The organism is Acinetobacter sp. TR3 (assembly GCF_027105055.1).
Taxonomy (GTDB): domain Bacteria; phylum Pseudomonadota; class Gammaproteobacteria; order Pseudomonadales; family Moraxellaceae; genus Acinetobacter.
The window spans coordinates 2,727,948-2,754,227 of the sequence record NZ_CP114264.1 but is presented as its reverse complement, the minus strand read 5'-3'; the positions used below and the strand labels follow the sequence as shown (position 1 = coordinate 2,754,227).

Annotated in this window: 30 protein-coding genes; 13 read left to right on the top strand and 17 right to left on the bottom strand. The window is 39.2% G+C overall.

Going from position 1 to position 26,280, the window contains the following annotated elements; genetic code table 11:
• Positions 1–303 carry a YciI family protein gene (locus tag O1449_RS13140; RefSeq protein WP_269229578.1) on the bottom strand — a complete coding sequence of 101 codons (303 nt, stop codon included), beginning with the start codon at positions 301–303 and terminating at the stop codon, positions 1–3.
• Between the two features lie 24 nt (positions 304–327).
• A complete protein-coding gene (locus O1449_RS13135; protein ID WP_269229579.1) occupies positions 328–939 on the bottom strand; it encodes a septation protein IspZ in 612 nt (203 codons plus the stop codon).
• A gap of 45 nt (positions 940–984) precedes the next feature.
• Between O1449_RS13135 and O1449_RS13130 the strand changes: the two genes are divergently transcribed.
• Together O1449_RS13130 and O1449_RS13125 are read left to right on the top strand one after the other, a co-directional pair.
• Positions 985–1,836: a PHP domain-containing protein gene (locus tag O1449_RS13130; RefSeq protein ID WP_269238537.1), complete on the top strand. Its 852-nt coding sequence runs from the start codon at positions 985–987 to the stop codon at positions 1,834–1,836.
• A gap of 42 nt (positions 1,837–1,878) precedes the next feature.
• A complete protein-coding gene (locus tag O1449_RS13125) occupies positions 1,879–2,196 on the top strand; it encodes a hypothetical protein (RefSeq protein WP_269238536.1) in 318 nt (105 codons plus the stop codon).
• A gap of 62 nt (positions 2,197–2,258) precedes the next feature.
• Here the strand turns inward: O1449_RS13125 and O1449_RS13120 are convergent, their stop codons facing one another.
• Together O1449_RS13120 and radC are read right to left on the bottom strand one after the other, a co-directional pair.
• A complete protein-coding gene (locus O1449_RS13120) occupies positions 2,259–3,170 on the bottom strand; it encodes a bestrophin family protein (RefSeq protein ID WP_269238535.1) in 912 nt (303 codons plus the stop codon).
• Between the two features lie 65 nt (positions 3,171–3,235).
• Positions 3,236–3,949 carry a RadC family protein gene (gene radC, locus O1449_RS13115; RefSeq protein ID WP_269238534.1) on the bottom strand — a complete coding sequence of 238 codons (714 nt, stop codon included), beginning with the start codon at positions 3,947–3,949 and terminating at the stop codon, positions 3,236–3,238.
• Between the two features lie 110 nt (positions 3,950–4,059).
• Here radC and coaBC point away from each other — a divergent pair, with 110 nt between their 5' ends.
• Complete coding sequence (gene coaBC / locus O1449_RS13110) at positions 4,060–5,316, top strand: bifunctional phosphopantothenoylcysteine decarboxylase/phosphopantothenate--cysteine ligase CoaBC (RefSeq protein ID WP_269238533.1); 1,257 nt, start codon at positions 4,060–4,062, stop codon at positions 5,314–5,316.
• A 19-nt stretch (positions 5,317–5,335) separates the two neighbouring features.
• On the opposite strand, the gene O1449_RS13105 is transcribed toward coaBC, so the two are convergent.
• Positions 5,336–5,824 carry a hydrolase gene (locus O1449_RS13105; protein ID WP_269229585.1) on the bottom strand — a complete coding sequence of 163 codons (489 nt, stop codon included), beginning with the start codon at positions 5,822–5,824 and terminating at the stop codon, positions 5,336–5,338.
• 279 nt (positions 5,825–6,103) lie between these two features.
• Between O1449_RS13105 and O1449_RS13100 the strand changes: the two genes are divergently transcribed.
• The 3 genes from O1449_RS13100 (at position 6,104) to O1449_RS13090 (ending at position 8,122) form a co-directional block, all read left to right on the top strand.
• Positions 6,104–6,481: a cytochrome b562 gene (locus O1449_RS13100; RefSeq protein ID WP_269238532.1), complete on the top strand. Its 378-nt coding sequence runs from the start codon at positions 6,104–6,106 to the stop codon at positions 6,479–6,481.
• Between the two features lie 203 nt (positions 6,482–6,684).
• On the top strand, positions 6,685–7,527 hold the full coding sequence (locus O1449_RS13095; RefSeq protein WP_269238531.1) for a bifunctional transcriptional activator/DNA repair enzyme AdaA: 843 nt from the start codon (positions 6,685–6,687) through the stop codon (positions 7,525–7,527).
• The gene (locus O1449_RS13090; RefSeq protein ID WP_269238530.1) at positions 7,514–8,122 is read left to right on the top strand and encodes an alpha-ketoglutarate-dependent dioxygenase AlkB family protein; all 609 of its coding nucleotides are present in this window, start codon (positions 7,514–7,516) and stop codon (positions 8,120–8,122) included. Before O1449_RS13095 ends, O1449_RS13090 begins: the two co-directional genes overlap by 14 nt.
• Positions 8,123–8,182: 60 nt before the next feature.
• On the opposite strand, the gene secB is transcribed toward O1449_RS13090, so the two are convergent.
• From secB to rsgA, 4 genes are all read right to left on the bottom strand, one after another.
• Positions 8,183–8,641 (bottom strand): protein-export chaperone SecB, encoded by a 459-nt coding sequence (gene secB, locus O1449_RS13085; protein WP_004664141.1) that lies wholly within the window; start codon positions 8,639–8,641, stop codon positions 8,183–8,185.
• A 27-nt stretch (positions 8,642–8,668) separates the two neighbouring features.
• Positions 8,669–8,929, bottom strand: coding sequence for a glutaredoxin 3 (gene grxC, locus O1449_RS13080; protein WP_004664142.1), 261 nt, complete (start codon positions 8,927–8,929; stop codon positions 8,669–8,671).
• An 11-nt stretch (positions 8,930–8,940) separates the two neighbouring features.
• Positions 8,941–9,357 (bottom strand): rhodanese-like domain-containing protein, encoded by a 417-nt coding sequence (locus O1449_RS13075; protein WP_004664144.1) that lies wholly within the window; start codon positions 9,355–9,357, stop codon positions 8,941–8,943.
• A gap of 94 nt (positions 9,358–9,451) precedes the next feature.
• The gene (gene rsgA / locus O1449_RS13070) at positions 9,452–10,510 is read right to left on the bottom strand and encodes a ribosome small subunit-dependent GTPase A (protein WP_269238529.1); all 1,059 of its coding nucleotides are present in this window, start codon (positions 10,508–10,510) and stop codon (positions 9,452–9,454) included.
• Positions 10,511–10,634: 124 nt separating this feature from the next.
• On the opposite strand from rsgA, the gene orn reads away from it, so the two are divergent.
• Positions 10,635–11,189 (top strand): oligoribonuclease, encoded by a 555-nt coding sequence (gene orn / locus O1449_RS13065; RefSeq protein WP_269229590.1) that lies wholly within the window; start codon positions 10,635–10,637, stop codon positions 11,187–11,189.
• A 156-nt stretch (positions 11,190–11,345) separates the two neighbouring features.
• Here the strand turns inward: orn and O1449_RS13060 are convergent, their stop codons facing one another.
• On the bottom strand, positions 11,346–12,545 hold the full coding sequence (locus O1449_RS13060) for an MFS transporter (RefSeq protein ID WP_269238528.1): 1,200 nt from the start codon (positions 12,543–12,545) through the stop codon (positions 11,346–11,348).
• Between the two features lie 20 nt (positions 12,546–12,565).
• Positions 12,566–12,985: a RidA family protein gene (locus O1449_RS13055; RefSeq protein ID WP_269238527.1), complete on the bottom strand. Its 420-nt coding sequence runs from the start codon at positions 12,983–12,985 to the stop codon at positions 12,566–12,568.
• A 71-nt stretch (positions 12,986–13,056) separates the two neighbouring features.
• Between O1449_RS13055 and soxR the strand changes: the two genes are divergently transcribed.
• The 4 genes from soxR to O1449_RS13035 all read left to right on the top strand — a co-directional run bounded on the left by soxR (position 13,057) and on the right by O1449_RS13035 (position 17,160).
• A complete protein-coding gene (soxR, locus tag O1449_RS13050; RefSeq protein WP_269238526.1) occupies positions 13,057–13,542 on the top strand; it encodes a redox-sensitive transcriptional activator SoxR in 486 nt (161 codons plus the stop codon).
• Between the two features lie 697 nt (positions 13,543–14,239).
• Positions 14,240–15,367 (top strand): Re/Si-specific NAD(P)(+) transhydrogenase subunit alpha, encoded by a 1,128-nt coding sequence (locus O1449_RS13045; protein WP_005214623.1) that lies wholly within the window; start codon positions 14,240–14,242, stop codon positions 15,365–15,367.
• 11 nt (positions 15,368–15,378) lie between these two features.
• Positions 15,379–15,702, top strand: coding sequence for a proton-translocating transhydrogenase family protein (locus tag O1449_RS13040; protein WP_004664154.1), 324 nt, complete (start codon positions 15,379–15,381; stop codon positions 15,700–15,702).
• Positions 15,703–15,705: 3 nt separating this feature from the next.
• Complete coding sequence (locus tag O1449_RS13035) at positions 15,706–17,160, top strand: NAD(P)(+) transhydrogenase (Re/Si-specific) subunit beta (protein ID WP_269238525.1); 1,455 nt, start codon at positions 15,706–15,708, stop codon at positions 17,158–17,160.
• Between the two features lie 60 nt (positions 17,161–17,220).
• Here the strand turns inward: O1449_RS13035 and O1449_RS13030 are convergent, their stop codons facing one another.
• Complete coding sequence (locus O1449_RS13030) at positions 17,221–18,042, bottom strand: SDR family NAD(P)-dependent oxidoreductase (RefSeq protein WP_269238524.1); 822 nt, start codon at positions 18,040–18,042, stop codon at positions 17,221–17,223.
• A 262-nt stretch (positions 18,043–18,304) separates the two neighbouring features.
• On the opposite strand from O1449_RS13030, the gene O1449_RS13025 reads away from it, so the two are divergent.
• Both O1449_RS13025 and O1449_RS13020 read left to right on the top strand, forming a co-directional pair.
• Positions 18,305–19,627, top strand: coding sequence for an ammonium transporter (locus O1449_RS13025; protein WP_269229597.1), 1,323 nt, complete (start codon positions 18,305–18,307; stop codon positions 19,625–19,627).
• Between the two features lie 12 nt (positions 19,628–19,639).
• The gene (locus O1449_RS13020; RefSeq protein ID WP_269229598.1) at positions 19,640–20,254 is read left to right on the top strand and encodes a hypothetical protein; all 615 of its coding nucleotides are present in this window, start codon (positions 19,640–19,642) and stop codon (positions 20,252–20,254) included.
• Between the two features lie 40 nt (positions 20,255–20,294).
• On the opposite strand, the gene rsfS is transcribed toward O1449_RS13020, so the two are convergent.
• From rsfS to O1449_RS12995, 5 genes are all read right to left on the bottom strand, one after another.
• The gene (gene rsfS, locus O1449_RS13015; RefSeq protein WP_004664160.1) at positions 20,295–20,693 is read right to left on the bottom strand and encodes a ribosome silencing factor; all 399 of its coding nucleotides are present in this window, start codon (positions 20,691–20,693) and stop codon (positions 20,295–20,297) included.
• A gap of 81 nt (positions 20,694–20,774) precedes the next feature.
• Complete coding sequence (locus O1449_RS13010) at positions 20,775–21,569, bottom strand: hydroxypyruvate isomerase family protein (protein WP_269238523.1); 795 nt, start codon at positions 21,567–21,569, stop codon at positions 20,775–20,777.
• A 23-nt stretch (positions 21,570–21,592) separates the two neighbouring features.
• Complete coding sequence (locus tag O1449_RS13005) at positions 21,593–22,459, bottom strand: NAD(P)-dependent oxidoreductase (protein ID WP_269238522.1); 867 nt, start codon at positions 22,457–22,459, stop codon at positions 21,593–21,595.
• 18 nt (positions 22,460–22,477) lie between these two features.
• Positions 22,478–23,266 carry a crotonase/enoyl-CoA hydratase family protein gene (locus O1449_RS13000; protein WP_269238521.1) on the bottom strand — a complete coding sequence of 263 codons (789 nt, stop codon included), beginning with the start codon at positions 23,264–23,266 and terminating at the stop codon, positions 22,478–22,480.
• Positions 23,267–23,342: 76 nt separating this feature from the next.
• Positions 23,343–26,153: a GacS-like sensor histidine kinase gene (locus tag O1449_RS12995; protein ID WP_269238520.1), complete on the bottom strand. Its 2,811-nt coding sequence runs from the start codon at positions 26,151–26,153 to the stop codon at positions 23,343–23,345.
• Between the last annotated feature and the right edge of the window lie 127 nt (positions 26,154–26,280).

Here is a 26,280-nt window from a genome sequence, read left to right as displayed (position 1 = left end):
TTACCCTTTTGGAAAAGCTTTGTTGAAAGGTTTTACGTCAATATTTGAGTAAATTCCTTCTTTTAAAAAAGGCTCTTCCTGAATCCAGCTATCTAGTGCTTCACGCGTGTCAAATTCAACAATAATCGTACTACCTAAAAAACCTGCTTGTGGGTCATTTGGATCTTTAGGATGAGCGCCAGCAGCAATTAAACGTCCTTCATCATCTAGCTTTTGCAATCGTTCAATATGTTGTGGACGAGTTGCTAAACGTTTTTCTAAGGTACCTTCATGATCAGTACAAGTTAGGACAAAATAAGGCATGGCAGTCGCTCAATGATTCAAAATTCAGTCGGTGGTTTTAAAATGCTTTCTTAAGAAAAATAGTATAGCAGCAAGGTAACTGATAGAAACGATAATATCGCCGAAAGCCGTGAATTCGCCCCAATATTTGCCTTGCATATAGACGAATCCAAAGAAAAAATGTAAAGCGGCAAGCAAAAAGAATTGTCCACACCACGCTAAGTTCAACTTCATCCAGCCTTGATGACTTAACTCGAGTAATGAACCAAGAAGCTTTTTAATAATCGGGGTACGTTCTTTATTGAATAATGGGGTAACTAAAAAACCTATTCCGATACCGACATTGATGATGATCGCTTTCATTTTAATGTAGGTCACATCACTGAATACGAGTGTGATTCCACCAAAAATCACCGACATTACAACAATAAACCATTGCATTTTTTCCAGTTTAAATTTCTGGAAAAAGAACAAACAACCGTAAACAACAAGCGTTGAAATTAAAAGCGCACAGGTTGCAACAAGAATATGATTTTGATCGGTATTTCCAGCACTACCAACAAGCTCTAATAAAGGATGGTGACTATCTTTGGGATCAGTGGTTTTATAAAAATAAAAGAAGATAATAATCGGCAGATAGTCGAGCAACGCTTTCATGTTACAGTACGATGATGAAATAGGTCAGATAGCATAATACAAACCATGTTCGGTGTCGATTTACATACACATACCCACATTTCAGATGGTACATACTCTCCAGAACAATTGGTAGAGGCGGCTGTTGACTTAAAAATACATACACTTGCGGTCACTGATCATGACACGATGGACGGTTTAAGTCGTGCCAAAAACTATGCTCAAGATTATGATATTCAAATAATTTCTGGTACAGAAATATCTAGCCAATGGTCACGACCGAATACCAAAAAGAGTTATGGTGTACATATTGTGGCACTGAATATGCAAGATGAAGCACCAATACGAGAGATGCTTGAAAATCAGAAAAAAGTCCGTGCTGAGCGTGCCAAAGTCATCTGTAGCTTATTACAGAAATGTATTGATTTTGATATTTATCCTGATGTGGTTGCCAAAGTCGATGGGCAAGCAGACCGTGTAACACGAACGCATATCGCCAAAGTATTGGTAGAGAAAAATATTGTCAGTCGTCCGCAACAAGCATTTGACCGTTTTCTTAAAGAGGGTAAAAAGGCTTTTGTGAAATTTGATGGCATTGGACTCAAAGAAACCATTGATGTGATTCATGCGAGTCAAGGCTTCGCTGTTTTAGCACATCCAACACGTTATGATTTATCTGCCACTAATATTCGTTATTTGATTGAGTTATTTGCTGAATCGGGTGGAGATGCTGTTGAGCTTCCTCCGAGTGTAGAACCCGCTTCAACACGTCAAATGGTCGATCGAATGATTGAGCAGTTTGATTTGGCTGTTTCAATCGGTAGTGATTTTCATGGTGAAAATATGCCGTGGATTAAACTGGGTAATACACCTAGAGTTAAAGAAGGGCAGATAGGTATTTGGGAAAGTTTTAGGTAAAATTTCAAAAATATTTGAAGGTTTTTTAATATAGAGGTTTGTATGGCATGTATTTGGCCGAGTGGAGATGACAAAATCATCTTAAGTGTAGACTTTAATTTGATTGATTTTGCTGAGATAAATAAGCTGACATTGCATGAGTTCGATGATGATGGCTTAGGAAGAACAATAGCAACTCATATATATGAAAAAGAAAAATTTCCTGTAGTTTTTATGAAGCATCTTCAAGCTCAAAAAGCGTATGTCGATATTCATATTGATAGTTCATGTATAAACATTAAAGAGTGGGAGGAACTTTTAATCGAGAAATATTTTAAGGGGTGTTTGGTTTATTTTAGGCTATCTGATCATAAGTTTTAGATCAGAGCATATGATCTTTATGTATTAGAGTATGCTCTGTTCTCTAAGTTCAAAATTATTATCTACAATAAATTATGATCATGTGCTTGAATCGGTGGAGGGGTTGGGCGACCTAAAGTTCCGAGTAACTCAATTTCAATTGAACGCACCATCGCATCTAAAGGCAAGTCATTGCTTTGTGTTCCAAAAGGCTCTTCAATTTCTGTACTTAAAGCATCTAATCCCAAAAATGTATAAGCCAAAATTCCAACTAAAAGTGGGGTTACTAGACCTAATAAAGATCCTAAACTAAATGGCAGCATAAAACAGAAAAAATATACGGTGCGATTCAGTAAAACAGAGTATGCAAATGGAATCGGGGTATTGGCAATACGATCACAGCCTGTTTGCATTTCACTTAAGGCCGCGACATGGCGGTTCATTTGAGTATAGATAATATCTGATATTTCACCTTCTTTCATGGCTTGTAATAGTTCCCATTGAATCAGGCTTAAAGTGTATTGCGGTGCATTATGTTGCTGATAAAGTTGAGTGAGTGCTTGTTGGCTCAAGCCACTGGTTTCTGTGAGTTCAGTTGGATTGGCTGTTTGATGACGCAAACGATCACGCAACACATTCGCAAATACAATCACATTTTGAATAATACGTTCACGGCGAGCCTGAGTTAATACACGACAGTCGCGATCAAAATGACGTGACGTTGCGATCAAAACCCCCCAAAGCTTACGTGCTTCCCACCAACGATCATAACAAGCGGTATTCTTAAAACCTAAGAAGATCGAAAGCACTACCCCGATCAGTGTAAAGCCAACCAAAGGAATTTCTGGAAAACGGTATAATTCTACATATTCAATACCCCCAATAATGGCGGAGATGAGCATGACGAAACCGAGAGAGGGTAAAATTTTAGGTAAAATCGTTCCACGCCATGAGAATAAAACTTTAAAGATATTCGGTTGATCACGGACAATCATGTTATTTGAATCATTAATTTTATATGTTGATGTTCGGGTTAGATTTGGGCTTTGTCAAGATGAGATTACTTGATTTTAGTGGGGTTGAGGAGTTGTTGTTCAGAAAATGAAAAATGATCCTCTGCTGAAATAATAAAATGATCAATCAGATTAATTTCCAATAGTTTACAAGCTTGTTTGAGTTGCTGCGTCAGATAAATATCTTCTGCTGAGGGTTGAGCAATGCCATAAGGATGGTTATGTGCAACCACAATTTGGCAGGCTTGTTGTTGTAAGGCATAACGTAAGGTTTGATTCAGTGAAACACTACATGAATGGTGTGAACCATAGAATAGTTTTTTGAAATGGAGCTTTCTGAGTTCAGCATCTAAACACAGTACAGCAAAAACTTCCTGCTTTTCACCTTGCAGTTCGTAGCGCAAATAATCCAATACCAGTGTTGAAGTATCTAGGCATAAACGTTGTTGATGAAAATAGTTATGTAGATAACGCCGTCCAAGTTCTTTAACCGCCATGAGTTGGGCATATTTGGTAGACGCAATTCCATTAAATTGGGATAAGTCTTCAAGTGATGCATCAAAAATTGGATTCAATCCACCAAAATGTTGAATCAAAATCCGAGAAAGTTCCACCGCGGAGTGTTGCTTTGAGCCTGAGCGTAGAAAAATAGCCAATAGTTCTGCATCAGATAGGCTTTGTGCGCCTTGTAATAATAAACGTTCGCGTGGGCGTTCTTGTTCAGGCCATGCTTTGATAGATTGTCTTATTGATTGATTCATTTTTATTCACGTAATTTTTTTATGATGATGATTTTTCCAAGTACATCACTTGGGTATGATCGTATTTAATGCTATTGTGAGCGCCACTGCAACAGTAAGGTATCCTGTTTGTGAGCTTTGATCTAAGTGTTATTCCACATAAAAACATTATATTAGCGGTTACAGGCGGTATTGCTGCCTATAAAAGTGCGATTTTAGTCCGTCGTTTAAAAGACTTTGGTTTTGATGTTCGTGTCGTGATGACGCATGGCGCACAAGCATTTATTACCCCGCTGACTTTTCAAGCACTTTCAGGAAATCCTGTACATACCGAATTGCTTAATCCTGAAGCAGAAGCAGGCATGGGACATATCGAATTGGCACGTTGGGCTGATCTCGTCTTGGTTGCACCTGCAAGTTGTGACAGCATTGCAAAATTTGCCAATGGTTTGGCTGATGATCTATTAAGCACTTTATATTTAGCAACCAAAGCACCTGTTTGGGTTGCACCAGCCATGAATCAGCAAATGTGGGCAGCCAAAGCCACTCAGCGTAATCTGCAAACCTTAGTTGAAGATGGTGTGCATGTGATTATGCCTGATGCGGGCGAGCAAGCATGTGGTGATGTCGGCTTAGGACGTATGCCTGAACCTGAAGATTTGGCGCGTCAAGTTGCTGCATATTTTCATAAAGCACAACGTGCGATTGCTGAAAAGTTTGGTTTGTTGGCAGGTAAACGAGTCACGATCACTGCGGGGCCAACCCGAGAAGCAATCGATCCTGTTCGTTATATTTCAAATCATAGTACAGGTAAAATGGGCTTTTCACTGGCAGCCGCTTGTTATGCAGCAGGTGCCAAAGTGACCTTGGTTGCAGGTCCAGTCAGTTTGGATACACCGAATGGTGTGCAACGAATTAATGTCAGCTCTGCTATGCAAATGCTCGATGTCAGTATGAATCAGCTCAAAGAGGGCTGTGACATCTTTATTGCAACTGCGGCGGTCGCCGATTATCGCGTTGCTCAAGTCGCAGAACATAAGATTAAAAAAGCAGGTGATGAACTTGCAGTCGCTTTAGTGAAGAACCCAGATATCGTGGCGACCATTGCAGAGCAACAACAACGTCCATTTATGGTTGGTTTTGCGGCAGAAACCCAAAATGTTGAGCAATATGCAGCAGGAAAATTGGTTGCTAAAAAACTCGATATGATTGCGTGTAATGATGTATCACGTCCAGATATTGGTTTTGCTTCAGATGAAAATGCGATGACGGTTTTCTTTGCGCAGTCTTACCATATGCAAAAACGCGAATTAGAGAAAGCTTCAAAACAAGAGATTTCACAACAATTGGTGGAGTCAATTGCGGATGCATTACGGCGCCGTTTATAGAATGGATCAAGGGAGTGTTTTACACTCCCTTCTTTTTAAGTTTCAAAATAATCAACCAGCATAAACTGCCTAAAATGGCACTGAATAGGCAGCCATAAAAAATAATTGAATAAGGAATTAAGCCTAATAATGGTTTTTGTAATATCCACGGATAAAACAAATAAACATCATGATGCATGAAGGCATCTAAGAGAATATGACTAAAACTACCGATATACGCACTGATCGCAGCAGTTTTCCATGAGATACACCATTTTCTATGACTTATAATTGATAACCCCCATTCACTGATGGGTTTACCGATCAGGAGAGCAATACTACCTATGAGAGTCGCACCCATTAAATTATGTGTATATAGGTGTAAATATTGCCAACCGTAAATCAAACCCAATAAAGGTTCAATATCCATTAAAACCTGTGTACCTGCAAAAATCATCATGCTAAATCGTTGTTGACCAATTGCTTTACAACAACAGCCAATTCCTAAGTGTAAAGGTGTGATCGGCATTTCATTCGCTCTTATTATGGTTCTTTATCTGGATCTGCCATCATAAAGTAGGACAGTAACGTTATGGATAACATCTTCTATAGAACAGATCATGGCGTGTGTGATTAAAATGTCTACATTCTATAAATGCACACATATCCTTTTATTAAAATACAACGAAATCGTTGCATTTTTTATGTATGCTAAAACAGCGCAGCAATATATGCAGCCAAATCAGAGTTCAATAAGTTTTGCTTCTGATCAGCCATCTACAGCCACAGTTTTCGATAGGATATCTTGATGATTAAAAAAACTTTAGCCACCGTGATTATGTTTTCTTCTCTTGCCTTTAGCAGCACCGTTATGGCTGCGGGTTTACATGATGATATGAAAGCTTTAGGTAAAAACTATAAAGCGTTTAACCAAGCTAAAAATCCACAAGCAGCGACAACGGCTTTAAATAATATGCGTACTGCCGCAGTGCATTCAAAACAATATAAATTGGCAGCGAATACGACGGATAAAGTCGCAACTTCAGGCGTTTTATTTGATCAAATTATTGTTGAGATTGATAAGGCTAAAGTACTTGTGCAAGCAGGTAAATTAGCTGAAGCAAAAAAACAAGGCAAAAAAATTGCCGAGTTACGTGATCAGGGACATAAATACTATACACACTAATCTCATCGAGATGATTGATGAGTCATCCCTTGTAATGAGCTAAAGTATTTTATGTTCTATCTTTTAAAAGCTGTGCTTGAATGAGCGCAGTTTTTTATTTGTACAGAGAGAAGGATAAACAAAAACTTAAACTTAGCATGATTCAGATTTTCACTGCATTTTAAAATTGATACAGTGAAAATGTGAATGATGAGAGGTGGTCTATGTCCTCACAACAACATTATCAAAAAGTTGCTCAAGCAATTGCTTATATTCAACAAAATTTTCAGCAGCAGCCACAACTTGAAGAGGTGGCAGCTCATATTCATTTGAGTCCAGCTCATTTCCAGCGTCTATTTACGGAATGGGTGGGGACGAGCCCTAAGAAATTTTTACAATATACCAGTATTGAATATGCAAAACAGATTCTGAAGCAGCAACAGGGCAGTATCTTTGATGCGACTTTTGCCACAGGTTTATCGAGTACCAGTCGATTACACGATCTTTTCCTTCAGATTGAAGGAATGACGCCTGCTGAATATAAAAATGGTGGTGCAGCTTTAACAATTTCTTATCAATTTGCAGAAACTTTGTTTGGTGAAGTCTTGGTCGCTTCAACATCCAAGGGAATTTGTGCTTTAACATTTGTGGAAAATCCAACAGAAGCTTTGCAGCATTTAAAAGCGCAATTTCCTAAAGCAAAGTTTGTCGCTCAATCAGATTCACTTCAGCAAAGTGCTTTGGCACTGTTCCAAATAGATCAAAACCAATTGGCCAAAATTAAATTACATTTAAAAGGAACTGTATTCCAGTTGAAGGTTTGGCAATCTTTACTCAAAATTCCAATGGGTCAACTCACGACTTATGGAGAGCTTGCAAAATCGATTGATCATCCTAAAGCTTCACGTGCGGTGGGTACCGCAATTGGTAGTAATCCGATTGCTTTCTTGATCCCATGCCATCGTGTGATTCAAGCTACAGGTGCATTGGGTGGATATGAGTGGGGACAAGTGAGGAAAACGGCAATGATTGCATGGGAGGGTGTTCATAGTCATGCAGCTATTTGATATTGATGCGGATCCAAGTCATAACTATTTACCCTATCAAGGCACTGTTCAATATTATGGAAAAGTAATTCCAAATTTGAGAGCAGATGATTATTTTGACAAGCTCATGCAAAATATTGAATGGGAAAATGATCAAGCAATCATTTTTGGGCGAAAAATCATCACCAAAAGAAAAGTGGCTTGGTATGGTGATCAGGCATTTGAATATACCTATTCAAATATCAATAAATACGCGTTGCCTTGGACAAAAGAATTACTCGAATTAAAGGTACTTGTCGAAAGTTTAACAGGTGAATTATTCAACTCATGCCTGCTCAATCTTTATCACACAGGTGAAGAAGGCATGGCTTGGCATAGTGATGATGAAACAGATCTTAAAAGAGATGGTGCCATCGCTTCACTCAGTTTTGGTGCAGAAAGAAAATTTGCATTTAAACATAAACATAGCAAAGAAAAAATCGAGTTGTACTTAGAGCATGGCAGTTTATTGGTCATGAAAGATACAACACAAAGCTACTGGCTACATCGTTTACCACCAACTAAGAAAGTGACCACACCTAGAGTTAATTTGACTTTCAGAACAATTATCGATTGATTATTTGACAATAAAAAAGGACTGAAAATCAGTCCTTTTTTAATACAATGATCAGCTTGATTATGCTTGACCCTGTGCATCAGCATCCGCTTGTAAACGTTGCATGTTTGCTTCGAACTCAGCATCAAAGTTAATTGGTGTAAGTAACAATTGTGGGAAGCTACCCTTAGTGACTAAGTCATTTACAGACTCACGTAAGAATGGGAATAGAATATTTGGGCAGTATGCACCTAAGATGTAAGGAAGGCGATCTTCTTCTACACCATCAATAAGGAAAATACCTGATTGAGTTACATCAACGATGAACGCAGTTTCATTTTCATTATTTGCTTGAACCACAACTTTTAAAGACACTTCGTAGTGTGTTGGATCAATTTTTTCTGCTGAAGAAGATAAATTGATATTGAGTTCTGGTTGCCATTGTTTGGTAAATACTTGCGCACCAGGAACCTCAAAAGAAATGTCTTTTGTATAAATACGTTCTAACGCGAGTTGTGGTTGAACTTGTTCTTCGCTCATTGTTTTTCCTTAAATCTTGGAGTGTTGTTAAGCTAATAATTGGTCAAGTTTACCTTCACGCTCTAAGGCATAAAGTTGATCAAAACCACCGATAAATTGATCTTTAATAAAAATTTGAGGCACAGTACGATGATTGGTACGTTGCATTAACTCAATACGAACTTCAGGGGCTTCGTTGGAAAGATTAATTTCTTTATAAGCAACGCCTTTACGCTCCAATAATTGTTTTGCGCGTACGCAATATGGACAAGAAAGCGTTGAATAAATTGTGACGTTTGAGGTTGTCATTTCATCTCTCCTTAAGCTTTGGTTTTACTTTTTACTAAAGGTAAGCCTTGAGCTTTCCAGTTGCTAATACCACCATCTAAACGATAGCTATCCGTATGAGCAACTTTTTGCAATGCAGAGCCTGCAACTTGCCCTAAGTTACAAATAAATACCAATGGACGATCACTTGCTTTTAACTCATCAATGTGACTAGTGATTTGGCTATATGGAATATTTTGACTACCACTGATATGGCCATCACGGAAATCTTTCGCATCACGTAAGTCGATCAACATGGCATTTTTTGCCTTGACCAAAATACCAAGTGATTGTGGTGAAATTTTACGACCATTACGTTGTCCTTCTAAAATAAAGAACAACACAATTAACACGCCGAGCGCACCAAACAAGAAGGGGTGATTCCCCATAAACTCTAACCAGCGTTCCACAAGTCACCTAAAGTTAAAATCAAAATTGACCCTGAGTATAACTTATCTCTATGGTGATCAAAAATGTTAGTTCAAGGGTAAAACTTGAAGAAAACTAACTTTTTTGCTGCGCTTCTTGAATCTCATCAATGAGGCGTAGGTAACTGTCTAAACGACGCGGCAAAATTTCGCCAGTATCAACCGCTTGTTTTAGGGCACAATTTTTCTCATGAGTATGGGTGCAGTTACGGAACTGACACAGCCCTAAATGGGCTTCGATGTCTGGAAAACCTGTACGTACCTTTTCTAAACTGAGATGCCATAGCCCAAATTCTCGAATTCCAGGAGAATCAATTAACGCACCGTTTGTTCCAAATTTAATCAAACGCGTTGACGTGGTGGTGTGCTGACCAAGTGCTGAATTTTCGGAAATCACATTGGTTTTCTGTGCAGCATCTGGAACGATGGTGTTGATGAGCGAGCTTTTACCGACACCAGACTGTCCAACGAAAGCCACAGTCTCATTATCCAAACGTGTAGATAACTCAGATAGATCACCACGAGAATGACAAATCAGGGTTTCATAACCCAAAGTTTCATACTCACTGAGCATCGTCAGAATAGGATCATTGTCAGTCAGTAAATCTGATTTGTTGAGTACCAATAACGCGGGAATGTTGGCATCGGCACAGGCCACTAGATAACGGTCAATCAATGTTGGAGCGGGTTCTGGTAACGGCGCAAAAACAATCACAATCAGACTAATATTTGCCGCAACCGGTTTAACTTTATGATAACGATCTGGTCGAGTGAGCAATGATTGTCTTGGATAAATCGCAGTAATAATACCCAAGCCCGTATTCGGATCTGCTTGCCACTTGACTCGATCACCTGTCACCAAGAGTTCTAAATTAGTACGAGTATGACAGCGCCAAATGCTGTCTAATTCGATTGGTTTCCAGAACGGTTCTGGCTCACCTTCAGCGACCTGTGGTTTTTCAGGATGCTGTTCAGGCACAGATAAAGCTTGTACTTCGAGTTGGCGACCATAATGCTGAACAACCAGTCCATCTAAATCTTGCGATGTATCAATGTCGTCTTGACGTGATTTGTGTTGTTTCTCAATACGACGCTGTTGTTGTTCAGTTAAACGACGCTTACGAATTAAAGCCATTCATGTCCCAAAAAATCCACACTTTGAAGACCGCAAAAATAGCATGAAGCCACTATAGAATTACAGCCAAGATGTAATTAATTTGCTACTATTGATGTTTTTAAGCCCTTTAGAATCGCTATTTATGAGCAGCACCCCAGATACACGATTAATTTGGATTGACCTTGAAATGACGGGTCTTGATACTGATAACGACAAGATTATTGAAATTGCAACAATTATTACAGACGACAACCTTAATATTTTAGCTGAAGGACCTGTTTTAGCTGTCCATCAATCAGATATCATTTTGAATGCAATGGATGAGTGGAATACCAAGCAACATGGTCAATCTGGTCTGATTGAGCGTGTACGCCGTAGTAAACTCAATGCACAGGATGTAGAGCAGCAAACACTTGAGTTCTTAAAAAAGTGGGTCAATCCAAAATCATCACCAATGTGTGGTAACTCAATTTGCCAAGACCGCCGGTTCTTACATCGCTTGATGCCTGAGTTGGAACAATTTTTCCATTACCGTAATTTAGACGTGTCTTCTGTGAAAGAGTTAGCGAAACGCTGGAGACCTGAAATTATGAGTGGTTTAAAGAAAAATGCTTCACATCTGGCAATGGATGACATTCGTGACTCGATTGCCGAATTAAAATATTACCGTGAATACTTTTTTATTATGAATCATTAAAAGTCATTGATTCTCAAAAGTAGTTAGCTGTGATATTGGCTAATAAAATGGTAACCCCAAAATAATGAGCATTAAACTGATTGTTTTGGGGTGAGTTTTTGATGCTCAAAGATATTGTTAGTATGCATTGATTGATAAGTGATTTTAGTTGGAAGCCTAGCAATTATTTGCAGTATTTTCATTTTTATAAATTAAGTAATTATCCAATAAACTAAAAAGCATACAGGCAAAAACAAGACTCATTCCAGCGATGCACGTCATTGTCCAACCACCATGATTCCATGAAAAAATCCCAAGTGCAGAGCCACAAGCACCGCCTGTAAAATACGCCGTCATATATATGGCATTAATTCGAGATTTTGCATCAGGTCGTAAACGGAAAATAATACTTTGATTACTGGTATGGACAAGTGCTAAAGCCAATTGGATAACGGCAAATCCAAGAATGTAGCTGAATAGAAAAGTTTGTCCAAAATAGAAACAAATCCAACTGAGGATGAACAAGCCACAGCCGATCCAAGTTAATTGTTTTGTATAACCTTGGTCAGCGTAGCGACCTATATATTGAGTTGATAATGCGCCGAAAATACCGACAAGGCTAACCATTCCAATCACAAGGTCAGGAAGGTGATGTGCTGCTGTGAGCAATAACGCAATCGTTGAATACAAAATACTGACTGCTGCAAATGCAAAAGCACCTGTCAATGCACGTAATAGCAAACGTTTTTCTTGTTTTAATAATTCAGCCATAGAGACAAAAATTTGTCTGTAATCCATTTTGATTCGCATAACATATGGGAGTCGACTTTTGAGTGCATAAGCCAAAATCAACATTAAAATACCACTCACGACATAAATGACTTTCCAATGAAACAAATTTGAAAAGAGCCCTGCAAGACTTGTGGAAAGTAAAATACCAACCAATAAACCACTCATGAGAAAGCCAACAACTTCACCTGTTTTTTCTGGTTCAACAGTCATGGTTGCGAGTGGAATTAAAACTTGAGCAGCGACAGAAAATAGTCCAACTAGAATTGTACCAATCCAAAGCATTGATAGATTCACAGAGAAAGCACAAATAAATAGGCCTACCGCACATAATGCCATTAAGAGCGGAATAAATTTTGTCTTATTAACGACATCGCCCATTGGAACAATAAAGAGCAAGCCGAGCGCGTAAGAAACCTGAGCAAAAGTTACAGTCAGAGCTGCTTGCCCCTCTGTAACCGCAAAAAATTGCTGAATGGAGTGAATTAAGGGTTGACTATAATAGTTTGCACCTGCACATAAACCACATGCTGCTGCCATAAACCAGAGTAAGGCTTTATTTTGACTAATATTTTGGGTGTTTGACATAATATTCTCTTCTCTGGTTCTTAGGCAGTATACGCAGTCGCTTCGATTTCAATTTGCATTTCTGGTAATGCTAAGCCTGTGACTGGAATAAGTGTACAAACAGGGAATTCATGAGTTTTCCAAAGATCCACTATTGTTTTAATCACCAGCTGATGTTTCTGAGCGTCATGATCAACAATCAGAACACGTAACACAGCAATATCTGAAAGCGTTGCTTGAACTGAGGCTAAAGCCTGTTGAATATTATAGAAGACTTGTTGTACCTGTTGGTCAAAAAAAGGTGAAAGATCACCATTTTTATTTTCTCCACCTTGCCCCGCGAGATGAATAGCTCGCATATTCGGTTTTACAACAGCAATATGACTATATCCATTCCTTTTAGGATGATAGAGCGCTTCAGGATTAATTATTTGAAAGGCTTGAGTATTTATTTTATTCATTACGGTACATCTTCATAAAATCTGATATGTGCTAGTATCAAAGCTCAAGTTAACTAGAGGTCAAGGAAATTTTGAAACAATATTCCCCAGAAACATGGCTTAGCATCGGAGAACTTGCAAAACGTAGCGGCGTAAGTGTTCCAACGATTCGTTTTTATGAGGAAAAAGATCTGATTTGGAGTACTAGAACGGAGGGGAATCAGCGTAGGTATCAGCGTGCGATGCTTAGGCGAATTGCAATTATAAAAGCAGCTCAACAGGTTGGGATCAGTTTAAAACAAATAAAACAAACGCTGAGTATCTTACCAAAGCAACAAGTGGCTACGAAAAAAGATTGGCAAATCATGTCACAAGAGTGGCAGGGGCAATTAGATCAGCAAATCATGATGTTGTTGCAGTTACGCCAACAATTGGATCAATGTATCGGTTGTGGTTGTTTGTCTTTGGAGCAATGTCCTTTGCGAAATCCTGAAGATTGTCTTGCTGAGGATGCTATGGGTGCACATTTTCAAGAAATTTTATTTTTGTTGAATCAAAAAAATGAGGCAGAAATTTAAAAGATGATTTTATTGCACTAATTTTGTGCAATTTTTGGGGTTTGATTAGACAAAATCATACAAATATCACTTGAAAAAATGCCATTTAAAATTTTTACATTTATTTTTGATAATTATCTTCATTGATCGCTATTCGCATCTTTGGATCATTTTGAATGATTTGCTTAGTCTTTACTAATCGATGATTTTATCTGTAAAAATTTGATCGAAGTCGCTCTAAAAACGCTATAAATGTTCTAAGAAGCCAATCCCACCGATTAATTGCATGATTATGATGCAGATTCGGATGATTTATAAATCACAATACGTTCAATATCTAAACCAGATAAGTAATTTGTATTGATTATGAGTCATTGATCCAACAAAGCCCTGATTTGTTATTTATACCTTACTTTTTTATCTGTTGTTGATGACTGAAAAAGACAGTGAGCTGGTGAGTTTGTCTAAATAATCAGACTTACTCATATAGTATATAAAGATAAAGTGTTTTTACTTATAAGCAGGCAAACATGCTGATTATACAAGTTGTAAACATTAATCTGAATCATCAGTTCAAAATATAGGTATTTATTAAATAAATATTGGGTGGAATTTTAAAAAAGTTCCATTAGAATCCAAAATTCAACAAAGAATACTCCTGGGGGAAACATTGCGACTCGCGATGTTTACTTAAGAAAAACTAGCTTGAGGAACGCTCATGCAGATCGGAATCCCAACCGAAACTGTTGCAGGTGAAAGTCGTGTAGCGGCAACACCAGAAACAGTTAAGAAGTTGATTAACGCAGGTCATAGCATTGTCATTCAACGTGGCGCTGGTGTTAAAGCAGCCTATATTGACAGTGCTTATGAACAAGTTGGCGCAACTATTACGGACGATGCTTATACAGGCAGCCAAATTATTTTGAAGGTACGTGCTCCTAGCGGTGACGAAATTCAAAAACTTGCGGCGAATACAACTGTAATAGCTATGTTTGACCCTTACCGCAATCCAGAATTAGACCAGTTTGCTACTCAGCAAGTGTCTGCTTTTGCTTTAGAGTTACTTCCTCGTACGCTTTCACGCGCACAAAACATGGACGTACTTTCTTCTCAAGCAAACTTAGCGGGTTATAAATCTGTATTGTTAGCTGCGGCTGAATATCAACGTATGTTCCCAATGTTAATGACTGCTGCGGGTACCGTAAAACCTGCGCGTGTCGTGATCATGGGTGTTGGTGTTGCTGGTCTTCAAGCGATTGCGACTGCAAAACGTTTAGGTGCAGTTGTAGAAGCAACTGACTTACGTCCAACTGCTAAAGAACAAGTTGAGTCTTTAGGTGGTAAATGGTTAGACGTACCAATGTCAGACGAAGAAAAACAACGTGCTGCTGAAGCTGCGAAAAGCGGTTATGGTTGGCAGCCGGGTGAGCAATACATCAAAGATCAAGCTGCGATTGTAGATAAAGCGGTATCAAATGCTGACATCGTAATCACGACTGCATTGATTCCGGGTCGTAATGCTCCGCGTCTGATCAAAGCTGAAACTGTTGCCAAAATGAAGCCGGGCTCTGTCATTTTAGATATGGCAGTTGAAACGGGTGGTAACGTTGAAGGTTCTAAAGAAGGCGAAACAGTTGTTACTGAAAATGGTGTGAAAATTTTGGGTATTCCAAACATTCCAGGCACAGTTGCAACTGAAGCATCTGCATTGTATGCACGTAACGTTTTTAACTTCCTTGAAACATTATTCGACAAAGACAAAAACTTTGCGATTAATCCAGAAGAAGAAATCCAAAAAGCGTTACTCGTGACTCATGGCGGTCAAGTACTGCTCAAGCGCGGTTAAGGAGAGTTCTCATGGTTGAAACGATTACAATTTTCGTCCTTGCCATCTTTGTAGGTTATTATGTGGTGTGGGGTGTAACGCCAGCGTTACATACACCATTAATGGCAGTAACGAATGCGTTGTCTTCAATTATTGTGGTTGGAGCGATGATCCAGACTGTAGGTATGCCTGCAATTGGTGTTGATGCCAATGTAGCATTCCAAAGTGTAAATGTTGTAAGCATCTTAGGTGCTGTTGCTGTGTTCTTGGCAAGTATCAACATTTTTGGTGGCTTTGCTGTAACTGCTCGTATGCTTGAAATGTTCAAGCCGAAGCAAAAGAAAAAAGAGGGCTAAGCAATGGAATTTATTCGAGACTATGCGGATTGGTTCTACCTGATTGGTGCTGTCCTCTTTATCTTAACTTTACGTGGCTTGTCTGGCCCTAAGACTGCAATTGCAGGTAACCGCTACGGTATGATCGCAATGGCGATTGCTGTAGTAACAACCTTCTTTGTTGCTGAGCATCCAGTAGTTTGGATGATTGGCGGTGCAATGGTATTGGGTGCTGTTGTTGGTATCGCACGTGCGAAAACAGTTCCAATGACGCAAATGCCTGAAACAGTTGCATTGATGCACTCATTGGTTGGTTTGGCTGCGGTATTGATTGCGATTGCTGCGATTCTACACAACAACCAACTCAATGTATTGTTTGAACAAAATGAAGCTGCTTTAACTGCTGCTGGTGTTCAACACGCACATATGAGTCCAGTTCATTTATTTGAATTGTTTGTTGGCTGTTTCGTTGGTGCGATTACATTTACTGCGTCTGTGTTTGCTTACGGTAAATTAGCTGCGAAGAAATGGGCAAAAACAATTTCTGGTGCATGGGTTAAACCAGTTCAAGCAGCAATCTTTATTGCGATGCTTGCATGTGGTTTCTACTTCTTCACTACGGGTAACATGACTGCATTCTGGGCAATGACAGCACTTGCACTTGCATTTGGCTGGGTGTGGATTGCGCCAGTCGGTGGTGGTGATATGCCAGTTGTGGTATCACTCTTGAACTCATTCTCTGGTTGGGCTGCAGCAGGTATTGGTTTCACCCTTGAAAACAATATGTTGATCGTTGCAGGTTCACTTGTAGGTTCTTCTGGTGCGATTCTCTCTTACATCATGTGTAAGGCGATGAACCGTTCGATCATCAACGTCTTGTTTGGTGGTGCGATGGGTGGTGCAGCAGTTGCATCAGCAGATAAAGGTGAGCAAGTTCAACGTAACCACCGTTCTGGTTCAGCAGATGACGCAGGCTTCCTGATGTCAAATGCAGACAGCGTTGTGATTGTACCAGGTTATGGTATGGCACAAGGTCGTGCACAGAATGCGGTTAAAGAGTTGTGTGAAATCTTGAAAGAGCAGGGCGTAAAAGTTCGCTTTGCGATTCACCCAGTTGCTGGTCGTATGCCTGGTCACATGAACGTATTACTTGCTGAAGCTGATGTTGCGTATGAAGACATCTTGGAAATGGATGAGATTAACTCAGACTTCCCTGCAACAGACGTAGTACTTGTGATTGGTGCGAATGACGTAGTGAACCCTGCGGCGAAAGATGATCCGACATCACCAATTTATGGTATGCCGATTCTTGAAGCACATAAAGCACGTACCATCATGGTGATCAAGCGTTCTATGGCGACAGGTTATGCTGGCTTAGACAATGACTTGTTCTACAATGAAAAAACCATGATGATCTTCGGTGATGCCAAGAAAGTTGTGGAAGATATGACGAAAGCCATCAATGGTGGTGGTCACTAAGCTGACCTCGCTCAAGATTGTAAAAGCCACCCTCGGGTGGCTTTTTTATTTGCGATTTAATTAAAGATATTTTTCTACCAAATCCATAGATTGAGCATAAAGATCGCGTGCAAGTTGTTGATTTTTAGCATGTGGTGATTTCCAATCTGGCATATGAGCACTGACATATTCGCCATTGCGGTTTGCCCAATGATCTGCAATAGCCATATCTGTAATTAACTTTGCAGGAACCGAGGTGGGTACTAAACCAATTTTCATCACTTCATAAACCGGCTTTGGCAGTTCGCGATAAATGTCTGATGCAACACCCCCTGGATGCAAAGCATTGTTGGTAATGGTGCTATTCGCCATACGTCCAGCTAAAGCATTGCTGAATAATAGATTCGCTAATTTAGATTGACCATAATAAAACAGTGGATTATAAAAACCCTCAGCACGAAATTTATTTGGTTTGATTGAACCCGCCCAATGCGCAATTGAAGCAAGGTGTACGATTCGGGCTTTAGGTGCTTTTTCTAGAACTGGGAGTAATTTTTGAGTTAAAAGAAAATGTCCTAAATAATTCACTCCAAATTGTTGTTCAAATCCATCAGCGGTGAGTTGCTTGGTTTTGGCAAAAAGACCAGCATTGTTAATTAAAACATCTAGATTGCCATATTGATCAGCGATTTGATCTGCCGCTTTTCGGGTTTGTTCAAGACTATTTAAATCAAGTGAAACTAAGTCTACTTGTGCTTGATCAAGTTTACGTAATTTTTCTTGTGCAGCTTGTGCTTTTTGAGGATTGCGGCAGGCAAGAATGACATGCTGTCCTTGTTTGACCAATTGCTCCGCTGTAGCAAAGCCAATTCCTGTATTTGCACCTGTAATCAAGACCTTCATGTGTTACTCCTGTGATACTTTTTATTAACCGAGTTCTAAGGTGGTGTTATAGTGCGTTAAATTTGACAATTTGTCATGTCAATTTTTTAAAATTACCAATAGCTCATCTTTGTACTTTGAGTAAAAAACTTTAATCATCAATATGAATGTTAAATCGCTTTTTTATGATAGATAAATATAAACCAATAAATTTTTTGAATAAATAAAGTTTGTTTTGGCATTCTCTTTGCATTTAATTTCTTGTTCTTTTTAGGGGAATTATATGAAAAATATCGTATTGATTTTGCCATTTTTATTGTTTCTCTCTTCCGCTTCTTTTGCTGAAACTGCACCTAATATTCAAGAAATTCGCCTTTCCTTGGATAGCGTGTGGGTGGTTGTTGGTGGAATTTTAGTTTTCTTTATGCAAGCAGGATTTGCTTTAATTGAAAGTGGATCTGTTCGTAGTAAGAATACCGTTAATGTTCTTATGAAAAATTATATGGACACCTGTATAGGCGGTATCATTTTCTGGCTATTTGGTTTTGGTTTGATGTTCGGTTTAAATCAAACAGGCTGGATAGGGTGGGGATATTTTATGCCGAGTCAATTAGATGACTGGCATTGGAATTTATTGTTTTTCCAAATGATGTTTGCAGCAACAGCAACCACGATTGCAAGTGGTGCGATGGCGGAGCGAATACATTTTGTGGCTTATGTGGTGAGTGCCATCTTTGTCAGTGGTGTGATTTATCCGATATTTGGAAGTTGGGCTTGGGGGGGATTGTTTGGTGGAGATGGTTGGTTAAAAGCTCTGGGTTTTATTGATTTTGCAGGTTCAACCGTCGTGCATTCAATTGGTGGTTGGGTGGCACTGGCAGGCATTATCGTGTTAGGACCACGTTTAGGTCGTTTTGGTCGCAAAGGGCAAAGTCATTTTTTAGCAGGACATAACTTACCTCTCGTTGCATTAGGCGGCTTTATTTTGTGGTTTGCTTGGTTCGGTTTTAATGCCGCTTCAACCGTTGCAGCCAGTGTTAGTATTGGGCGTATTGTACTGAATACACATCTTGCTGCGTGTGCTGCGGCTTCAACTTACATGATTCTTGCACTGCTTCAATCAAAAGCAGTCTTGATGCGTCATACGATTAATGCATCATTAGCGGGCCTAGTCGCAATTACGGCAGGATGTGCCACAATGTCACCGCCGTTTGCGATTATCACAGGAGCAATCGCGGGATTATTAATTACCTTTGTTCCACAATTTATAGAAAAGATGCAATTAGATGATGTTGTGGATGCAGTGACTGTTCATGGTGTTTGTGGTGCATGGGGGACATTAGCTGCAGGTATTTTCTTTGAAAAATCACTATTTAATTTAGATATTATTCTTGTTCAAGCCTTAGGTGTGGGGGCTGCATTAATTTGGGGATTTGGTGCATCTTTTATTATGTTTAAATTACTTGATAAGCTCTTAGGTGGTTTGCGAGTTTCACAACAACATGAACAACGTGGTTTAGACTACACAGAACATGCGGAATTATCTTATCCTGAGTTTCAAAGAGATGTAACTTTTGAGACTGAAAATATCACTCATCGGCATTAAGGGGTGATCGCTATGGTTGAGCTAACAATTGAACAAAAGAAGCAGGCAGTCACAAAAGGATTATCCCAATTTTTGCCAGATACCGTTTTGCAACGTGTTTTACAGTATTGGGAAAGTGAATATGGACATCAGCCTTCTTTTGTATTAAACCGTTTTTTAAGTGAAATTTGTACAACACATGAGTTGCGGTTGCTCCGCAAAGACATGTTGCGTCAGGTCTTGCATGAAATATCGATTGTTGAAAAGCAGCAACATCTTGAGGTTAAAGAAGATCTAGAGGTGGTGATTGCGGAAGAAGAGCAGCCTGTAGATTTATTTCAAGCTTTTTATGATTTTATTATCACAATTTTAAAATCAGTTCATCGGAATGATTATTTAGAGTTCGTAGATGAACTGGGGGTAAAAATGAAAAAGCATCGCTTATTGGCTGCTTATCGATTTATTGATGGTTCAGAAAAAAATTGTCTTAAGCAAATACCTCAAGCACTCTATGCGGAATTGATTACAATTTTTTATGCTATTTATTGTGATTTTTATGGGCCAAATAAAGCTGATCAGCTTTATGCGCAGATTAAGAATACAGTGAAGCAACAACATCCTGAAATTGATTTAAAACAGTTATTATGAATATAAAAAAAGCGACCAATTTGGGTCGCTTTTTTGAGCATTACGCTACTGATTCTGGTGCACGCCATAAACTTTCTAAGTCATAGAACTTACGGGCGGTAGGTAGCATAACGTGTACAACAACGAACCCTAGATCAATTAGGATCCATTCAGCATCTCGTTCACCCTCAACACCAATTGGGCGAAAACCTGCTTTACGTGCTTCATCAGCAACATTGTCAGCAAGTGCTTTGACATGACGAGTAGATGTTCCGCTTGCAATCACAATTGCATCGGCAACATTGCTAATAGAACTTACATCAAGTTCTAGAATATCTTTGGCTTTTACATCAGTAAGGGCTTCATGTACAACTTTTAAACAAGCATGTACATCTTTGTTTGCTGTTTTGATTTTTAGGTCGTGAGAATTAGAAGCGCTGGGCGATGGTTCTAAATTCATAGAGGGTATATTTTCCTGACAATTACTCATCGTCAAATATACCGTTTTTCTCTATAAAATTCAAATTTCAGCAGTAACAGTTTATGTATTCACGTCATTGGAAAAGTACTTTTTTTTCCATGCAAAAGATTGATCTGATTGAGTTTTTGGTCGGTATTCTGCACCAATATAACCTTGATAGTCACTTTGACGTAACCAGTCAAAAATTTGCTTATAGGGAATATTTCCTGTGTCAGGTTCATGTCGATTTGGATAATCGGCGAATTGGATATGTCCAATTTGATGTAAATTTTCCTGTAATCCAGCCAGAATCTCTTCGCCCATCATTGCCATATGGTAACAATCGTACTGCATTTTTAAAGCAGGATGGTTGACGACTTCCAGCATTTCTTGGGCTTGAGCGATATTCTGAACTAGAAAACGTGGCATATCTGTGCCATTAATCATTTCAAAAACGGGTTCAATACCTTGTTCAGTGAGCATGTGGCAAGCAAGTTTCAAATTGCTTGCTAAGGTATTTAAACAGGGTAAGAGGTCAGCATCTTGAGGCTGTTTACCCGCTAAAATATTGACTCGAGGAACATTCAGTGCCTTTGCATAACGAATTGCAAGCATAAGGGCATGATGAAATTCAATTTCTTTTCCAGGAATACCTGCTAGGCCATTACCGCCCTGCATTAAATCGCCAGCAGGCGCATTAATGAGGCAAAGGGAAAGATCATATTGTTCAAGTTGAGTTTGAATATCGATAACATCTAATTCATATGGAAACTGAATTTCAATATGTTGGAAGCCATGTGCATGAGCTAAAGCAAAACGCTCAATCAAAGGAACTTCTGTAAAAATCATCGATAAATTGACTGCAAGATGGCTCATATTCAAACTCCTCGAATCAATTATTATTGCTCTATATATTGAATGATAGTTGCTAAATCATTCTCAGAAAAGCCATTTTCTTGGTGAGCTTGTAACTGTAATAGAGCTTTTTGTGCGACAGGTATCTTTAAATTAAAACTCTGCGCAAGTTTTAATGCATTATTAAGGTCTTTTGATAAGGTTTGCACTTTCCATTGTACTGGCTCAAAAGTGTGTGTTGCCATACGGGGAGCAAGAATTTGGAAAGGTTTAGAGTCTGCAAAACCGCCCGCGAGTGCAGGGGCAAGTAAGCGAGTATCTACGCCTGCTTGGCTTGCTAATGCAACAGCTTCTGCGATCAAAGTGCTATTTGCTGCAACAATTAATTGATTACAAATTTTGGTGGCTTGTCCAGTCCCTGTTTCACCCATACGGGTGACACGTTGGGATAAGACTTTATAAATAGGCTCGAGTGCTTGGATGGTGTGTTCATCGCCACCAGCAAAAATGACCAATGTACCTTGTTCTGCTCCGATAGTCCCACCTGAAACAGGCGAGTCAATCCAAGTCACTTGTTGCTGTTGGGCAGATTGCGCCAATTGTTGTGTCACGGTTACCGACAAGCTAGAAAAATCAACAATCACTTGCTCTGCTTTTAAATAGGGCTGGATTTGATCGAAAACGCTTTGAACAGCTTGATCATCCGCTAAACATATTAAAATAACAGGGTATTCCGCAATCTTGTTTAATTCTAATTGAGTTGCACCTTGTTGAATAAGTGCTTCACATGCATGTTGGCTTCGATTCCATACAGCTACAGTATAACCAGCTTGAAGAAGTCGAGAGGCCATACGTGTACCCATTAACCCCATACCTAAGAACGCGATAGGTGTTTGTTGATTCGCATGCATGTGAATTTATCCTCGTGCTTATTTATATTGGCGCGGCAAGAATTGAATTTCTGGATTCTTATCTTTTTTACGTGCAAGGCTACTGTTTTTACCTAAAAGTAATTTAAGCTGCCACAGTTTTTCTAAACGTAAAGCCTTTTCAGGTTGATGTTCCATTGCATCCAATACTCGTTTCGCTGCCATAATCGCATCAGGTGAGCGCTGTAAGATTTCTTGGGCGATCACGTTTGCTTTGGCTAATGGATCTTGATCTAAATGTGTCACTAGACCAATTTCTTTAGCGTATTCTGCGTCAAAGATACGCGCAGTCAGCGTTAATTCTTTGGCTAAATCAACACCGATGAGTCCTTTTAATGAACGTGTTAAGCCCATATCTGGAACTAAGCCCCAACGGCTTTCCATAATTGACATTTGAGTGTTTGGTGTTGCAATACGAATGTCTGCTGCTAGCGCAAGTTGCATGCCTGCACCAAAGCAAAAACCTTCGATCGCTGCAATAACTGGAATAGGCAAATTTTGCCAAATTAAAAAAGCTTTTTGAAATAAGCTTTGTCCAGGTTTGATCAGTTCCCATGCCGCAAATGCTGTATTTTTTGGATTATTTAGATCTGATAAGTCGATACCAGCACTAAACACTTGTGCTTCACCTGTGAGGATGACACAACGAATTGAACGATCTTTCTCAATTTTTTTAGCTGTTGCAACCAATTCTTTTAATAATGCAAAACTCATTGCATTGCGTTTATCTGGTCGATTTAAGGAAACTGTTGCAATCCCATTGTTCTTTTCAACGCGTAAAAGTGCCATTTACCATACTCTTATTGTGTTTGATTGGGGCAGCATAACATGAGTCTTTAACCTGAAACATGACACCGCAGTCACATTAAATGTCATGGGTGTGTAAGATGAGATTTGCGGCTTGTCGCACCTGTTCAATGGCTGTATTTAATTCGTTAAAGCGATAATTTGTTTCCCGAATAAAGCCATCGTCTGCTTTACGTCGTTCTTTACGCAGGGTTGAAACGAATTGTTCAAATTCGCCAGAAACCTGTTGCAAATTCGGTGTTCCTACGTATCGAGTAGCGCCATATAGACGGTGCAATACATGTTCCAGTTGAGGGAAGTCTTCCATTTCAATCAATTGTTGCATTTCAGCAAGTTCTGTATCGAAACTATCTACCAACATATTCAATAGGTCTTGTGCTAGATCTTCTTTATTCGCTGCTAGTTGAACGCTTTGTTGCCAATTCAAAATTTGAGGATCAATCGTTTCAGTCGAACGTTTTTGTTCTGTATTTGCTGCTTGAGAAGAGAAATTGTTGTTCGTCCAGTGCGTTAAGATTTGAATGATTTGTTCCATTTGAATCGGTTTGGTTACGTAATCATTCATACCAACTTTGAGTAATTTTTGCTTCTCGTCTGCTAGAGCATGTGCCGTGAGCGCAATAATCGGAAGTTGCATGCCTGTATCTAATGTTGACTCTAAGGAACGAATTGCTCGTGTGGTATCGATTCCTGACATCACTGGCATTTGGATGTCCATAAAGACTAAGTCAAATGGCGGTAATTTTTGTTGTATGCGTGCTTGAATGATATCAATCGCTTTCTGCCCACTGAGCGCTTTTGTAGTGGTGACGTTCAATTCACCGAGTAATGCTTCTAGTACAATCAAGTTAGGTAAATGATCGTCTACAGCAAGTATATGTAATCCTTGACCATTAAAGTTTTCTGGTTCTGGCTCAAAAATCGGTTGATTCCCTAACAGTTGCACCAGTTCTCGGCGACTCAATGGTTGATAGAGTGGGCGCGCACGATATTCATTCAGCATGTTCGGCTCAAGGCTCATTTGATAACCGTAAACGGCTAAGTTTCCTTGGTAACGCTGACGAATTTCTTTGAGTAGTGCTTCTGTATCACCACTATGGTCAACAATGAGCCATGTGTTTTCTTGCTGATTTAAATGATTCAGACGACTAAATAAATCCAAAATTGATTGTGTTTCGATATGTGAGACACGGTAGTTTTCTAAATATGAACGAAGCACGCTCGCTGTGGCAGGGTGAGCGAGGTAAGACACCACTTGTAAATGATCGAAATGTGGGTGCTCAACAAATTCATCTTGTTCATCTACTTTGAATGAAGCCGTAAACCAAAAGGTTGAACCTTTTTCTGTCGGGGCACGTTCTTGGTTGTCTTCAAAGCCAATTTGACCATGCATCAAATGAACAAGTTGTTTGGAAATCGCTAAGCCTAATCCCGTACCACCAAATTGACGAGTAACGGAAGCATCGCCTTGAGAGAATGATTCAAAAAGTTTTTTACGGTCGGTACCACTGAGACCAATACCACTATCTTGGACGCTGAAATGTAAGAGACATTGTCCAATTTCATCATCTTCCATACGTACACGAACAATGATTTCACCATCTGGGGTAAATTTGATGGCATTGGAAATGAGGTTGGTCAGAATTTGTTTAAAGCGTAATGCATCACCAATCACATGTTGGGGAATATTTTCGGCATAGTAAAATGCCATATTGATATACTTTTGTGCCGCGAGAGGGGAAAGCATATCCATCACATCAAAAATAGCTTCTTCCAAATCAAATGGCGCTGTTTCGAGCTCTAATTTACCCGCATCAATTTTAGAGAAATCGAGGACATCATTAATCAGTGCTAAAAGGTGAGCTGAAGATTTACGAATAGTTTGAAGATACAGGTTCTGTTCATTACTTAAGTTCTGCTGACGCAGTAAGAGGTGAATAAAACCGTCAATACTGTTGAGAGGTGTTCTAAGTTCATGGCTGATATTGGCTAAAAAGACTGATTTAGATTGATTCGATGAAATCGCTTGGTCACGTGCTTGACGATAAGTAATATTTTGGACTTCGAGTGTATCTAAAGTACGACGTAAATCCTCTTCGGTTTGTTCAGTATGCTCTTTCAACTCCAAGAAGCTAAAATGTAAACGTTTGACTACATTCGCAATATCACGCTGGAGTAAGCGTAACTCACCTGTACTGTTCACCACGATATGCTGATCAAGTGTATCTGCATTTAAGCGTTGCATTTGCATGCGAATTTCATAGAGTGGCGCAAGCCAAATTCTTGAAAATACGTTTAAACAAAGTAATAAAAGTAATAAGGTAATTAGTCCAGTCACGACCAGTGCCAATAGAATTTTATAGCGAGCTAACTCAAGTGGCTGATTGTCTAGTTCAATCATGAGCCAAATCGATTCGTTATGACCACCAGCCAATTTTGCACCATAGATGCTATTGTGGTTATGTGCGATTGGACCAAAAAAATTACTGTTATTCGGAAAAGTCGGCCAAAAACGATTATTTTGATAACCAACACTGAGATAGGTTTGCCCTTGATTATCAATAATGACAGCGCGTTGTAAGTTTTTCTCATCAAACATTTTTTGCATAATGTTTTGAGCGCGATCATATTGATCGGGGTGTTGTTGTACCAGTTGTAGTAATTTTTCTGCGGTTTGATGGTAGCGAGCTAAAATCGCAGAAGCATCTGAATATTGTTGTTGTTTTGCTGCACTGGTGGTTTCAGATAAAACCCATAAAATACCAACACCTGTCAGTACGGCGATCGGCACTAAAATAAGTGCAATCAATTGTCCATAAGCATGATTGAGCCGTAAGCGTTTAGATAGGGTTTTATTGAAATTTGACATAGCGCGGTCAGATTTATCATTCTGCGAAACATCTTATCATGCTTTGCCGAAATCAGAGGTATTGGCTAGCCAATAAAAAGCATAGTGAAAAGGTGCAGTATTTCTTATTTTTTCATACAATAGTCGC

Excerpts from the sequence above, each read along its gene's own strand:
- O1449_RS13140 (WP_269229578.1), bottom strand. The coding sequence starts at position 303 with ATGCCTTATTTTGTCCTAACTTGTACTGATCATGAAGGTACCTTAGAA.
- O1449_RS13135 (WP_269229579.1), bottom strand. The coding sequence starts at position 939 with ATGAAAGCGTTGCTCGACTATCTGCCGATTATTATCTTCTTTTATTTT.
- O1449_RS13130 (WP_269238537.1), top strand. The coding sequence starts at position 985 with ATGTTCGGTGTCGATTTACATACACATACCCACATTTCAGATGGTACA.
- O1449_RS13125 (WP_269238536.1), top strand. The coding sequence starts at position 1,879 with ATGGCATGTATTTGGCCGAGTGGAGATGACAAAATCATCTTAAGTGTA.
- O1449_RS13120 (WP_269238535.1), bottom strand. The coding sequence starts at position 3,170 with ATGATTGTCCGTGATCAACCGAATATCTTTAAAGTTTTATTCTCATGG.
- radC (WP_269238534.1), bottom strand. The coding sequence starts at position 3,949 with ATGAATCAATCAATAAGACAATCTATCAAAGCATGGCCTGAACAAGAA.
- O1449_RS13105 (WP_269229585.1), bottom strand. The coding sequence starts at position 5,824 with ATGCCGATCACACCTTTACACTTAGGAATTGGCTGTTGTTGTAAAGCA.
- O1449_RS13100 (WP_269238532.1), top strand. The coding sequence starts at position 6,104 with ATGATTAAAAAAACTTTAGCCACCGTGATTATGTTTTCTTCTCTTGCC.
- O1449_RS13095 (WP_269238531.1), top strand. The coding sequence starts at position 6,685 with ATGTCCTCACAACAACATTATCAAAAAGTTGCTCAAGCAATTGCTTAT.
- O1449_RS13090 (WP_269238530.1), top strand. The coding sequence starts at position 7,514 with ATGCAGCTATTTGATATTGATGCGGATCCAAGTCATAACTATTTACCC.
- secB (WP_004664141.1), bottom strand. The coding sequence starts at position 8,641 with ATGAGCGAAGAACAAGTTCAACCACAACTCGCGTTAGAACGTATTTAT.
- grxC (WP_004664142.1), bottom strand. The coding sequence starts at position 8,929 with ATGACAACCTCAAACGTCACAATTTATTCAACGCTTTCTTGTCCATAT.
- rsgA (WP_269238529.1), bottom strand. The coding sequence starts at position 10,510 with ATGGCTTTAATTCGTAAGCGTCGTTTAACTGAACAACAACAGCGTCGT.
- orn (WP_269229590.1), top strand. The coding sequence starts at position 10,635 with ATGAGCAGCACCCCAGATACACGATTAATTTGGATTGACCTTGAAATG.
- O1449_RS13060 (WP_269238528.1), bottom strand. The coding sequence starts at position 12,545 with ATGTCAAACACCCAAAATATTAGTCAAAATAAAGCCTTACTCTGGTTT.
- O1449_RS13055 (WP_269238527.1), bottom strand. The coding sequence starts at position 12,985 with ATGAATAAAATAAATACTCAAGCCTTTCAAATAATTAATCCTGAAGCG.
- O1449_RS13045 (WP_005214623.1), top strand. The coding sequence starts at position 14,240 with ATGCAGATCGGAATCCCAACCGAAACTGTTGCAGGTGAAAGTCGTGTA.
- O1449_RS13040 (WP_004664154.1), top strand. The coding sequence starts at position 15,379 with ATGGTTGAAACGATTACAATTTTCGTCCTTGCCATCTTTGTAGGTTAT.
- O1449_RS13035 (WP_269238525.1), top strand. The coding sequence starts at position 15,706 with ATGGAATTTATTCGAGACTATGCGGATTGGTTCTACCTGATTGGTGCT.
- O1449_RS13030 (WP_269238524.1), bottom strand. The coding sequence starts at position 18,042 with ATGAAGGTCTTGATTACAGGTGCAAATACAGGAATTGGCTTTGCTACA.
- O1449_RS13025 (WP_269229597.1), top strand. The coding sequence starts at position 18,305 with ATGAAAAATATCGTATTGATTTTGCCATTTTTATTGTTTCTCTCTTCC.
- O1449_RS13020 (WP_269229598.1), top strand. The coding sequence starts at position 19,640 with ATGGTTGAGCTAACAATTGAACAAAAGAAGCAGGCAGTCACAAAAGGA.
- rsfS (WP_004664160.1), bottom strand. The coding sequence starts at position 20,693 with ATGAATTTAGAACCATCGCCCAGCGCTTCTAATTCTCACGACCTAAAA.
- O1449_RS13010 (WP_269238523.1), bottom strand. The coding sequence starts at position 21,569 with ATGAGCCATCTTGCAGTCAATTTATCGATGATTTTTACAGAAGTTCCT.
- O1449_RS13005 (WP_269238522.1), bottom strand. The coding sequence starts at position 22,459 with ATGCATGCGAATCAACAAACACCTATCGCGTTCTTAGGTATGGGGTTA.
- O1449_RS13000 (WP_269238521.1), bottom strand. The coding sequence starts at position 23,266 with ATGGCACTTTTACGCGTTGAAAAGAACAATGGGATTGCAACAGTTTCC.
- O1449_RS12995 (WP_269238520.1), bottom strand. The coding sequence starts at position 26,153 with ATGTCAAATTTCAATAAAACCCTATCTAAACGCTTACGGCTCAATCAT.